Consider the following 11,792-nt stretch of genomic DNA (forward strand, 5'->3'; position numbering starts at 1 on the left):
ATTATTGTTACAATGAAAAAGCAAGTAGTTTTAGTTTCTACTTGCTTTTTACATTTATATATCAAGGTCATATGATAAAATTTTCATATTTATTTTTAGGAAATCCACTTCTGTCAATTTATTATTTCTTAACATCTCTACAAGATATGTATCTACTCTTTTTTCTTTAGTTCTTGGATTTATTCCTTTTTTATTTAAATCTTCAATAATCCTCTCCTGTATTAATTGATTTAAGCATATAACTCTAAATTCTATATTAATATTATTACCAAATAATCTTTTCATTGTATTGTATAAAATACTATAATTTAAAGCTACTGCATAAGAATTTTTATCTATAGATATATTAAAATAATATGCAATAATTCTTGTTGTATCAGTTTTTTTACTATATTTTATATTAACTAAGTAAATGTTTTTTCTACTTAAAGTAGCTATATCACTATTAAATAAATAATCATATTTATTTTTTCGATACTTTTTCTCATTTACTTCCCCAATACCCTTTAGATTTTTAATTCTTTTATCGTGTTCATCTTTTAGCCTTTGGAAATCTACTTCCATTTCTTCTTTATCAAAAAATAAACTTGTTCTATTTAATAATTGCTCATAAAATTTATACATATTATTATCCTTGTATAATATATTACAATTTAATTTGTCTATAAATTCTATTAGATTATCTAAAGTTAATTCTATATTATTCTTTTTAGCTGTAGGAATAATAGTTGTCAGTATAAATTGTACTTTCATGATATTTTCTATATACCTTTTATTAGAATTTACTACACTTATACCTGATACGTCTGAACTTTTATTAGCCTTTGCTAAATATCTTATAGCATATTTTCTAAATAAGATAAATTTATTACTTGTCCCACTAAACTTTATTTTTTTTATTATTTCAGCTCTCTCTAACTCTTGAATTCCTTTTATTGCTTGAAACTTATCCTTTACAACCCCTAAGGCAATTGATAACTCTATAAATTGCTTTTGTAACATCATTTTATTACCTAAGATATCTATTATTCGTAAGTATTCATGATACTTATTACAAGTATTCTGTTTTCTCTCATTTGTTACCATGCTTTAAACCCTCTCCATTTAATATGATTTTATGTCCATAATTTCAATAAATCTTTCTTTTGCTTCAATCTCTGTTTGACCATAAGAATTAGTTATTACTTCAAAATATGTTTCTATTCCTGTTTCTTTATCTATGTAAGCTCCATCTGGCGTTGAAATTAATTTTTCTTCTAACATTCTATTTATCTCTTGATACCTTTCATAATCTATCGTTTTTATTTCCTGTAATTTTTCTTCTAACTCTTGCCTTAACTCTGTTTCAGTTTTCCAAGTTTCTCTTTTATCTTCACTCAAAGAAAAATATTTATTAGATATACCTAAATCGTGATTTATTGATTGTGCATTATAATGATTTTTTACTCCCCATTCTCTTTCTAATAATTTCTTTCCTTCTTTAGTTAATTTATATGCAACTAATTGTTCTCCATTATTTTTATTAAAGACTTCCCTTGTTACCAAATTATCTTTTACATAGTTATTTATTCTTTTATCTGCAATAAAGTTTTTTAATTCAGACTCTCTAACATGACCACACTTACTAATACTTGTTAATGCAAGTCTATCTCTATTATAAAGATTTTTAATTTTAGGCTTTGCCATTAAAAATTTCTCCTTTCATAAATTTACTTGTAAATTTTATAGTTTGTAAAACTATTTGAGCGATAGCTCAATTGCTCCGTTAGGGGCAATATTCCCCTCAATAAGGGGCTGAACTTTTGAAAGCCATTTTTTAGGTTGTCGAAATGTAGTGAAGCAACCGTTAATAAAAATGAGCTTTATGGTAGAAGCCACTAAATGATTTAGTGGACTGATACCCAAAAGTGAAGCCCCTTATCCCCCATCTATCGCTCCACTACTTGATATATCTATTATTAAAACTACAATTTATAGTTTCTATAATTGTAGTTTGTTCCTCTTAAATTTATAACTCTAAGTAATAAATTCAACTATTTTTTCACAAAAAAATACAAGTTGAAATATCAACTTGTACTAAAATATTGTTTTATAAAATGAAAAATTATAAAATAAGTTTTCATAATAATAAAATATTTTTTATTTTATTTTATAAAGTTTTTATATTATATTATTTCTTTTTATATTCTTTTATTTTAAGCACATATATTAAAAGGATTTTTTATATATGATGAAGCTCCCTTTAGATTTTTAGGAATTAATATAGGGTTAATTTTAAGTTCTTTTAAATATGTTATGTATTTTTTGAAATAGTAACTACTATACTTTTCTTTTGCTTCTGTAACACCTTTTTTAGATATATATTTTAAAAACTCTATTAATTCATTCTTATCTTTTTCATTTATCTTACTACTATTTATCATTTTTCTTGCATTGTAAATATTATAATAATCTCCTGAATAAGTAAATACCTCTAAATGCCTTTTAAAATAAATAATGTACATACTTTCATTTAAATATAATGAAATATCTTTATTCAAATTATATCGTCTTTTATTATAATTTAAATGGTCATTATTCAATGAAATTTCAAATCTCAAGATATTTTTTTCATATGCCATAATTTCTTTGTTTTTTACGATTCTTTCCCTTTCTTTATCATATACTTTTGATACTATACTCCTACTGTTATAGTATATAGTTGTATCAAATCCATTATATTTTTTCTTGAAGCCATACCTATCCATAGTCTTCTTATAAATATGAAATAATACTTTTCTTTGGTCTTCATTAACTATAGCATCATATCTATAATCTAATCTTTTCATATATGGCTCAATAAAATTACTCCCTGTAATGTCATATATGAAACCATATATTTTATCCTCTATTTGTATAATGTCTTCTTCTACTATCTCAGCTTTTTTTAATAATTTTATAAAATCAATTGTAAAGTTTAATCTATATATTCCATAAACTCTTTTTATAGAATGTATAGTTATTCCTGTATCTTTATATATTTTATTAATTAAAGACTCCACTTTAAAAAGTTCTTTTTTGTATTTCTTTTCTAAAAAATCTCTTTGTTTTTCATGAAAATTTATATAAAATTCTGCTGTATGTATCATAATTATTAATTCTCCTTCTACTATTTCATTTTATGGGATATTTATATTTTCTATTTTTTCAACATTTATAAGCTATATTTATATGCATTTTTTTATTTATCCCGAGCTAAATTTTTCCTTATCAATTAGTTTTAATTAAACAACTTGACATCATAATATATTTTTTAATTAAAAATTTATATAATATTTTTGCACTATCATTTTTATATAAGAAAAAAACACTTAACTTATTGCATATTTGCAATAAATTAAGTGTTTCTATCAATATCCTATAGAATTTAAATATCCTTTTATCTCTAAATATTCTTTATCATCTATTGTCATAAAATATTCATTTGCTCCTTTTAGAAACTCTTCTAATTCGTATTCTTTGCACTTATCCATTTCCAATACTCTCCCTTCTAAAACAGATATATTTTCTGTTTTAAATTGTATTTTCATTAATTCTTTTATCTTTCTAACAAGTAAGTCATCATAAATCGGTAACTTTACTATATATTTATTTTCTTTATTTTGAGCAACTATAAATATATGTTTCTTTTCAAGCTCTGTGCATATCCCCACCAGTTTTTCCAAAGCTTCTCTAAGTGATAATTTATTTTTTGATATATCTTCTAATATATTTGTTCCTTTTTTTATTAACACCCTGTCTTTTTGATTTGTAATTATTTTAGACTCCTTGTCTTTTAAAAAGCTTTTTGCTAACTCTTCATATGGTATATTAAGTGCTTCTGCCAATGAAATTGCATGTTCTGCTGATGGAGATTTATTTATTCCATTTTCTATACGACTTATATATGATGCACTTATTCCTGTTAAACTTTCAAGCTCAGTTAACTTAAGACTACAATTTTTTCTACTTATTTTTATTAAATCTGAAAATTCCATTATATACGCCTCCTTAAAACTTATAAGTTAATATTAACACTTCGTATTCTTACATGCAACTCTTTATTTTCCTATTGACAAATTTAATTTTTCATTTTATTATTTACCTATAAGAAAAATTAAATTTACTTCAAAGCAAATAAATAAGGGGGATTTATTATGGATACAAATATAAATAATGAAAACTTAGACATAGAAATTGATTTATTCACTAAATTAGGATTAGAACATCCTAACACTAAATACATAAAATCTAAAGAATTTATTAATATATTATTTGATATAGTATCTCAAAATATAAATAACTGTGAAACATCACTTGAAGGAGGATTTTAATAATGATAAAAAACAATAAAGAAATAAAAAATATATTTATGTATTGCCGTACGAGTACAGACTTACAAATAGATAACTTCTCAATTCCTTCCCAAATAGATAAAATAACTGCTTATTGCAAATTATATGGTTATAACATTTGTGGAAAATATATTGATGAGGGTAAAAGTGGAACAACTATTAAAAACAGAACAAACTTTGTTCAAATGATTAAGGATATGAAAAGTAAATCAAATCCGATACAAGCTATCTTAGTCTATAATATTAGCCGTTTATCAAGAAGTTTATCTGATATAGCCTATATAATAAAATTACTTGAAGAATATGATATTACTTTAATATCTATAGATGATAACATAAACACTTCTGATATTTATGGTCGAAGTATTGCATATATGCTTGGTACTTTTGCAGAATTAAGTCGATATAATATTGTAAGCACATGCCGTTCTGGTATGGAACAAAGGGCAAAAGAAGGTTTATGGAATGGTGGTAAAATATTTGGATATGTTTCTAATGTAGATAAAGAATTAGAGATAGTACCAGAACAAGAAAAAATTATAAAAGAAATTTTTAATCTCTATGTAAATAAAAACTGGGGATATAAAAAAATAGCTTGTTATCTTAATACTTGTAATTATAAGACACTTAAAAATGGTACTTGGTCTATACAATCTATAAAACAAATAATAGATAATCCAATATATGCTGGGTTTATAAGATGGGGGCAATATGTTGATTGGGCTAAAAAAGGAAGAAAAGGTAAAAATGAAAACTATGAATTATTCCAAGGACAACATCAACCTATTATTGATATGGATACTTGGACAAAAGCTCAAGCTATGAGGAAAATTAATAAAGATAAATTCAATAAAATATATGAAGGTGATTTTATATTAACAGGACTTCTACGTTGCCCAGTATGTGGTGCTTCTATGATAAGCCATCGTACTAAAAAGAAAAATAAACCTAATGAATTTTATCGCTATTATCAATGTTCTAACTTCTTTAATAAAGGAGTTACTGTATGTACATCTAACTTAGTAAATGCTGACACTGCTGAAAAATATGTGTTAGATAGAATATCTGAAATTATTAATTCACAAGAAATTATTAATTCATTAATTTCTAAATTAAATAATAGAACAACTAAAGATATAACTCCTCTTGAAAAGCAATTAAAAGAATTAGAAAAATCATTAGCCAAAATAAATATTAAAAGAAATGAACATATGGAAAATCATTTTAATGATTTTATTAGTTCTGATGATTTAAATGCAAATTTAAAATATTTAAGAGAAAAAGAAGATAAAATTACTACTCAAATAAATATAATCAAAAATGAAATTTCACAATTAGCAAATTTTCAATGTATAGATTCTAAAAAAGTTATTGATATCCTTAAAAATTTTAACAATGTATTTATAAATGCTACAATCGAACAAAAGAAATCATTATTACGCTCCATAATAGATAGTATTTCTGTTAATGAAGGTAAAACTACTAAAGATAGAATTATTAATAAAATCAAGTTGCATTTTGAGCCTGTAGATGTACAGGCTCAAAAAATAAATAAAAAGTTTGCGACTACTTATGATACGGTTCACCGTATCATAAATAAAAAACTATAGACTTACCCATATACAATATAATTAACATTAGTTCAAATTCAAGTTTCAACTATGTTTTTATAAAAAATAAGATAGTTTTAGTTACATAATCTCTCATTTATTAACTAATCCTATCTCAATTCAAAATTCTAACCATATTATTATATTTTATCTCTTTGCCTATTTATTAAGTCCAATATTTGCTATCTCTCTTAATATACTATGCTTATCTTCATTTTCAATTAAATAGTCAATAAATAATTCTTCAATCTCAGTATCATCTTTAATATTTGATAATATTTTAAATGCCTGTACCTTCAACTTACAATCACCTAATTTTTTAGCACAAATAATAGCTATCTTTTTAAGACGAATATCCTCCCTATTACTAAGATAAAAAAGTATTTTTTTCATTCTTTTTTGATTCTCATTATTGAGATTTTCAAGACATTCCTCAATTAATTCATCTGAAATATTGTATACTTCACTTGATATCATCTCAGCATACTCTTCTACTGTAGGATAATATTTGGAAGAATCCAAATACTTTTGCGCCCAAGATGTATTCTTAAATCTTCCTTCACTTAATTCCACTTTATTTTTGTCAACCAAAAATTCCTTCTTAGACTTTTGAGTAAGATATTGTACTGGTATATCATTGCTATTTATTCTAATATTAGAAAAACACAAGCTATCTATAAGCATTTCGTCCCCATTTTTTCTATATTCATATGCTGAAACTGGTATTATAGCTATACAATTTACTGGCCTTCTTAAAATAGATGCAGCACAAGTCTTATGATGACCATCAATAATGAAGCTCATAAACTCTTTAAAGTTATAAACTATTGCTCTTGGTGGTGATTCAGAATTATTTATTGTATTTAGGTAGTATTCAACTCTTTCTTCATTAAAACAACTTGTATCTTCAGTTGGATACAGAAATACTGGCTCACCATCAACATAGTTATAGTCATCTTCAGGCAATAAAACACCTACTGTTCCTGAATATTCAGTTGGTCTGTTTGGTATATTCCAAAAGAAATTTCCATCTCCATCTGTCGGATAGCATAAAATATCTGCTATTACATATAACCCACTTTCTAATAATGACAATAATGATTCTAAATCATTAATTGATGTTTCCAAACTAATAAAATTACTATTAATTTTATTACTAATTTCCATGAGTTCATGTGAATTTACTTTATTAATTCCTAAACCTAGAGATAATATACATTTGCAGGTTGGACAAGATGGAGAATTAATTTTCACTAAGGGAATATCATTAAGAGTTATCTGTTTCAAGTAACGCATTCCATAATATGAATCCTCAACAATGCTAGTAGATGTCTTTAACTTACCAGATCCATTAACATATATTAGTTTAGCATCATTACACATCGATAAAAATGAATAATCAATCTTATCATTAATTATTGTTATAATATTTTTTTTATCCAAATCCATCTCCAATCTCCTTAAGTTCCCTAATATGTATGTTTGTATAATATACATATTCAAATAATTACCTTTTAATTATAACATAAACCAGAAATCCTATTGATATCATTAGCTTTATATCTTTTTCATATTTCTACTAATTTTGCTTCTCCACAAATATGCTTCACCTTACTGTAAGTAAAAAAACTATATACTTTCACATATAAATATAGTTAATAATATTTCAAATTCAAGTTTTAATTATATATTTTCATAAAAAATAAGCAGTAAAATTTGCTCAGTATTTATTCTTTTCTAATCTATATTTTCCTTATAAATCTTCTTCAGCATCAATCCTCCCTAAAATATAAAAACTTCTATATGCAATCTAATTACACATAGAAGTTTATTGTAAGTAATGTCTTTATTCAAATATCATTCTTAACTATAATATATATTTATATTTTAGATTTATTTTATAATATTGTTCATCAAATCTACTATACAAATTGGAATTTATCGTCATAGTTATCCATTATGTTATTAGTTCCATGGTTCTGGAAGTAAATCTGATATTGTAAGAATTTTATCCTTTAACATTACTTCACATTTATAATTATTATAATCAATCTGATTTATAAATTCTCTACAGCGTCCGCAAGGTGCAACTATTTCACCTGAACGATAAACAGCTACCATTTTTACTATACAACTTTCTCCTGCTGTTATCATAGTAGCAATTGTTGCATGTTCAGCACAAAATCCCATTGAAGATGGTGTATCAATACAAACTCCCTTATATACATTCCCCTTTTCTGTAAGTATGGCTGCTGCTACAGAGGCTGCATAAGCACTACGTGATAACTCACGTGGATTTAATGTAGCTTTTGCAATTTCATATAATTTACTAAACTCCATAACTTTATATCCTTTTAAATATATCTTTATCCATACAAATTCCTATTTATTTATATAATATCAAACCTGATGTTACTTGGTATTGTTATACTATCTTAATATTCTTTAATTTGTATATAATTTATAAAGACTTTTTATATTTCTTAAAGTAAGATGAACTTAAAAAAATAAAAAAAGCACCAAAAATTATAAAAAATACTGAAGAAAAATATAGTTCTCCAATTAAATGCCATATTCCTATAGCTAACCATAAAACGCCTGCAATTCCATATAATTTCCATGAAATTTTATTATCTATTGTTTTACTGTTACATTTACCATACTTTTTTATTTGCTTGATTCTTGAATTATATGCTAAATAAGGCATAAAATTAAATACAAATATAAATATATCAATTATTAATAATCCAAGGATAATCAGAAATATAGGTTTAATAACCATTAAGGAAACAACTAGTAACCCCATTAATGCTATAGCTATTATTAAAGAATATAGAGTTCCTTTTCTTGTTGTATTTCTTATACTTGTATATTTATCTATTTCTGATTCACAATCACTATAAATTGGTTTAGTTCCAACTTGTGCTGAAAAAATGTGCATATAATTTTCTATAGAAACAACAAGTTTCCATCCAGCCTCTTTAAACATAGTGAAGTATTCTTCATTTGTCTCTGTTTGGTAATCTAGGTTATATACTATGTTTTGAGGCTTATCTTTTCTTAGTTTATAGAAAATTCCTACTACTATGTCTTCTAATATCCAACCTTGACTTGCATAATTTTTTAGTTTTTCCATATCATCTTCTTCACTAAATGCAAGTCCTCTAATCATTACATATTTCTTTTTCATGAATACCCTCCTTTTCTACTTTAAAAAATTTTCAGCAAATTTAACCATCTGCTTTTTACGCTCAATCTCTTTTATGAGCATCTCTCGTCCTTTATTTGTTATTTTATATACTTTTTTATTTTCATCTGTACCAGAACTTAATTCCACTAAATCTGCTGATAAAAGCTTTTTAAGTGTTGTATAAAGTGATGCAGGACCAATAGTAACTTCATTATTAGTAAGGTTCTCAATAGTTTTCATAATTAGGTATCCGTGCTTTTCCTCAATGACACTAGATAAAATATAAAAAGCAGAATCTGTTAGTTCCCCAATATCAATAGAATCTTTTCTTGGCATAAAATTCTCCTTCCTATCATTATATCATTTATTGATATATCATTAAATGTACTATATCAATAAATGATATATATGTCAAATGTTTATCTACTGCTTTTTATTTATATATCTTGTTTAATTATAAAAAAACACCACAAGGAATGCTGCTATTATAGCCACCCCCTGTAGGCGTTATCCAAACTTTTATCATTACATTTTAAAATCCAATTTTATTAAAAACTATATACTTTCACATATACAATATAGTTAGTAATATTTCAAATTCAAGTTTTAATTATATATTTTCATAAAAAAATAAGCAGTAAAATTTGCTTAACTTCTACTACTTATTATTAAAATTCATGGTAACATAAAATCCTTTTTCTTTTGCCTGTTTTATATTACTTATCTATAACCTTCATTTGTTCTCGTTGTAATATGATGTTTTATAAATTCGCATAAAAGTCTTTTTCTTCTTTGCTTTTTGAGCTTTCAAGCAATTTCATAATATCATTATAGGAATATCTTGTGAAAATATCATATAAATTAATATCTTTATTTTTCATATAAAATACTGCCTAGAAGGATTCAATGAATTACCTTAGGAAATAATAATGAAATTTCAAACCCATGGGTATAATTATTATTTACTTCTAAGGTTATTTTTAAATTTTTAGCCATTTGTTTTGCTAGATATAATCCCATTCCTGTTGAGTTTTTTCTTTGCTCTCCAATTTCACCTGTGAAAGCTTTTTCAAATATAAATGGTATATCATATTCCTTAACTCCTATTCCATTATCTCTTATAGTAAGGATTATATTTTTCTCATTTTCATATGAAGTAATAACTATATGTGGATCACTTATTTCGATATTTTTATATTTTACTGAATTACTAATTATTTGCCTTATAATAAATTGAATTCCTCTTTTATCAGATAGTACTTTATAATCCCCAATGTCTAGTATTACATCTATAGATTTTTCCTGTAATATTACTTTATATTCTTCAATTACTTCTATACAACTCTCTTGTAATGATAACTCTTTGAAAAAGTAATCATTACAAGTGGATTTTAGCCTTGCATAATATAGCATTCTTTCTATATCCTCTTGCATTTTTGTTCTTACATATTGTAGTCTTTTATATACTATAGGTGATATTTCTTCTTTTCTATTATCTAGTACAAAGGTCATTAGCCCTAAAGGAGTTTTTATCTCATGTGCCCAAGCCTCTATATATTCTTCATACTCATCAATTCCTCTCTTATGAGTATTTATAGTATTTTGATTTTGCCTTAAAATTTCACCTATATCTTTTATTACTTCTACTTCTTCGTAATTAAATAAGCTAATAATTTCATTTTCCACATCTTTAGTTGGCTCATCTAAAAACCTTCTAATTGCTTGTTCTCTTTTTAAGTCATTTTTATAAATACTAAATGCTGTAGCACAATATAAAATTAAAGAACCAATAATCATTGTAGGAAAAATATAAATAAAAGCTTTATCATTACTTAACCATAGCAATACTCCAAATATAAAGTTCAATGTAAATATAACAATAATCCAAAGTCTATTTTTTTGAAATATTCCTTTTAACTTTCTAATCATTACTCTTATCTCCTATAGGCTCTAAGGAGTAACCTTTCCCCCTAATTGTACTTATCTTATAATGAGTATCTAAATTATGTAATGATTTCTTTAACCTAGTCATATTAACATGAAGAGCATTTTCATCTATATATTCTGTTGTACCCCAAAGACTCTTAAATAGCATCTCCTTAGTAACAAGCTTTGGATAATTTTCAAGTAATAGCTTCATAATCTTTCCCTGATTATCAGGTAAAATCATAGCTTTACCTTTAACGTTAATAGTATAGGTTTGTAAATCTAAACTAATGTCCTTTATTTCTACAAAGTTCTTTCTATCATCTAAACGACGTAATAAATTTGTTATTCTTGCTAATAAACGTTCTTTATGGCAAGGTTTATTTATATATTCATCTGCACCAATATCAAGAGCATGTAATTCATCTTTCATTTGATCTCTACCTGTTAAAACAAGTATTGGTACATTACTTTTCTGTCTAATTCCCTTACAAATTTCAAACCCAGATATTCTAGGTAAATTTAAATCTAATAATACAAGGTCTGGTGAAGCAGCTATAATCTCATCTATTGGATTTGAAAACTTCGTTATACAAAAGGTATCATAACCTTCCTTTTCTAAAATATACTGAAGTTCCTCTCTCATAAAAAGTTCATCTTCTACAATTAAAATCTTCTTCACCATTATCACCT

12 protein-coding genes are annotated in these 11,792 nt (G+C 25.0%); 2 read left to right on the forward strand and 10 right to left on the reverse strand.

Annotated elements, in window-relative coordinates:
• Positions 1 to 54 precede the first annotated feature (54 nt).
• The 4 genes from CP523_RS04695 to CP523_RS04710 all read right to left on the reverse strand — a co-directional run bounded on the left by CP523_RS04695 (position 55) and on the right by CP523_RS04710 (position 4,016).
• The gene (locus tag CP523_RS04695) at positions 55 to 1,086 is read right to left on the reverse strand and encodes a hypothetical protein (protein ID WP_120140561.1); all 1,032 of its coding nucleotides are present in this window, start codon (positions 1,084 to 1,086) and stop codon (positions 55 to 57) included.
• 18 nt (positions 1,087 to 1,104) lie between these two features.
• Positions 1,105 to 1,686, reverse strand: coding sequence for a hypothetical protein (locus CP523_RS04700; protein WP_120140562.1), 582 nt, complete (start codon positions 1,684 to 1,686; stop codon positions 1,105 to 1,107).
• 509 nt (positions 1,687 to 2,195) lie between these two features.
• Positions 2,196 to 3,128 carry a hypothetical protein gene (locus tag CP523_RS04705; protein WP_120140563.1) on the reverse strand — a complete coding sequence of 311 codons (933 nt, stop codon included), beginning with the start codon at positions 3,126 to 3,128 and terminating at the stop codon, positions 2,196 to 2,198.
• Positions 3,129 to 3,389: 261 nt separating this feature from the next.
• Complete coding sequence (locus tag CP523_RS04710) at positions 3,390 to 4,016, reverse strand: helix-turn-helix domain-containing protein (protein WP_120140564.1); 627 nt, start codon at positions 4,014 to 4,016, stop codon at positions 3,390 to 3,392.
• A 159-nt stretch (positions 4,017 to 4,175) separates the two neighbouring features.
• Here CP523_RS04710 and CP523_RS15915 point away from each other — a divergent pair, with 159 nt between their 5' ends.
• A complete protein-coding gene (locus tag CP523_RS15915; protein ID WP_162925943.1) occupies positions 4,176 to 4,352 on the forward strand; it encodes a hypothetical protein in 177 nt (58 codons plus the stop codon).
• 2 nt (positions 4,353 to 4,354) lie between these two features.
• Positions 4,355 to 5,983 carry a recombinase family protein gene (locus CP523_RS04715; protein WP_120140565.1) on the forward strand — a complete coding sequence of 543 codons (1,629 nt, stop codon included), beginning with the start codon at positions 4,355 to 4,357 and terminating at the stop codon, positions 5,981 to 5,983.
• 159 nt (positions 5,984 to 6,142) lie between these two features.
• On the opposite strand, the gene CP523_RS04720 is transcribed toward CP523_RS04715, so the two are convergent.
• The 6 genes from CP523_RS04720 to CP523_RS04750 all read right to left on the reverse strand — a co-directional run bounded on the left by CP523_RS04720 (position 6,143) and on the right by CP523_RS04750 (position 11,784).
• On the reverse strand, positions 6,143 to 7,432 hold the full coding sequence (locus CP523_RS04720) for a hypothetical protein (RefSeq protein WP_066675811.1): 1,290 nt from the start codon (positions 7,430 to 7,432) through the stop codon (positions 6,143 to 6,145).
• 516 nt (positions 7,433 to 7,948) lie between these two features.
• Complete coding sequence (locus CP523_RS04725) at positions 7,949 to 8,323, reverse strand: cytidine deaminase family protein (RefSeq protein WP_120140566.1); 375 nt, start codon at positions 8,321 to 8,323, stop codon at positions 7,949 to 7,951.
• 121 nt (positions 8,324 to 8,444) lie between these two features.
• A complete protein-coding gene (locus CP523_RS04730; protein ID WP_120140567.1) occupies positions 8,445 to 9,173 on the reverse strand; it encodes a DUF2812 domain-containing protein in 729 nt (242 codons plus the stop codon).
• A gap of 15 nt (positions 9,174 to 9,188) precedes the next feature.
• Positions 9,189 to 9,509, reverse strand: coding sequence for a PadR family transcriptional regulator (locus tag CP523_RS04735; protein ID WP_120140568.1), 321 nt, complete (start codon positions 9,507 to 9,509; stop codon positions 9,189 to 9,191).
• A 567-nt stretch (positions 9,510 to 10,076) separates the two neighbouring features.
• Positions 10,077 to 11,102 carry a sensor histidine kinase gene (locus CP523_RS04745; protein ID WP_120140570.1) on the reverse strand — a complete coding sequence of 342 codons (1,026 nt, stop codon included), beginning with the start codon at positions 11,100 to 11,102 and terminating at the stop codon, positions 10,077 to 10,079.
• The gene (locus CP523_RS04750; RefSeq protein WP_353888259.1) at positions 11,095 to 11,784 is read right to left on the reverse strand and encodes a response regulator transcription factor; all 690 of its coding nucleotides are present in this window, start codon (positions 11,782 to 11,784) and stop codon (positions 11,095 to 11,097) included. Before CP523_RS04750 ends, CP523_RS04745 begins: the two co-directional genes overlap by 8 nt.
• Between the last annotated feature and the right edge of the window lie 8 nt (positions 11,785 to 11,792).

This window comes from Clostridium septicum (assembly GCF_003606265.1).
Classification (GTDB): domain Bacteria; phylum Bacillota; class Clostridia; order Clostridiales; family Clostridiaceae; genus Clostridium; species Clostridium septicum.

Coding starts and splice junctions, on each gene's coding strand:
- CP523_RS04695 (WP_120140561.1), bottom strand. CDS start 1,086: ATGGTAACAAATGAGAGAAAACAGAATACTTGTAATAAGTATCATGAA.
- CP523_RS04700 (WP_120140562.1), bottom strand. CDS start 1,686: ATGGCAAAGCCTAAAATTAAAAATCTTTATAATAGAGATAGACTTGCA.
- CP523_RS04705 (WP_120140563.1), bottom strand. CDS start 3,128: ATGATACATACAGCAGAATTTTATATAAATTTTCATGAAAAACAAAGA.
- CP523_RS04710 (WP_120140564.1), bottom strand. CDS start 4,016: ATGGAATTTTCAGATTTAATAAAAATAAGTAGAAAAAATTGTAGTCTT.
- CP523_RS15915 (WP_162925943.1), top strand. CDS start 4,176: ATGGATACAAATATAAATAATGAAAACTTAGACATAGAAATTGATTTA.
- CP523_RS04715 (WP_120140565.1), top strand. CDS start 4,355: ATGATAAAAAACAATAAAGAAATAAAAAATATATTTATGTATTGCCGT.
- CP523_RS04720 (WP_066675811.1), bottom strand. CDS start 7,432: ATGGATTTGGATAAAAAAAATATTATAACAATAATTAATGATAAGATT.
- CP523_RS04725 (WP_120140566.1), bottom strand. CDS start 8,323: ATGGAGTTTAGTAAATTATATGAAATTGCAAAAGCTACATTAAATCCA.
- CP523_RS04730 (WP_120140567.1), bottom strand. CDS start 9,173: ATGAAAAAGAAATATGTAATGATTAGAGGACTTGCATTTAGTGAAGAA.
- CP523_RS04735 (WP_120140568.1), bottom strand. CDS start 9,509: ATGCCAAGAAAAGATTCTATTGATATTGGGGAACTAACAGATTCTGCT.
- CP523_RS04745 (WP_120140570.1), bottom strand. CDS start 11,102: ATGATTAGAAAGTTAAAAGGAATATTTCAAAAAAATAGACTTTGGATT.
- CP523_RS04750 (WP_353888259.1), bottom strand. CDS start 11,784: ATGGTGAAGAAGATTTTAATTGTAGAAGATGAACTTTTTATGAGAGAG.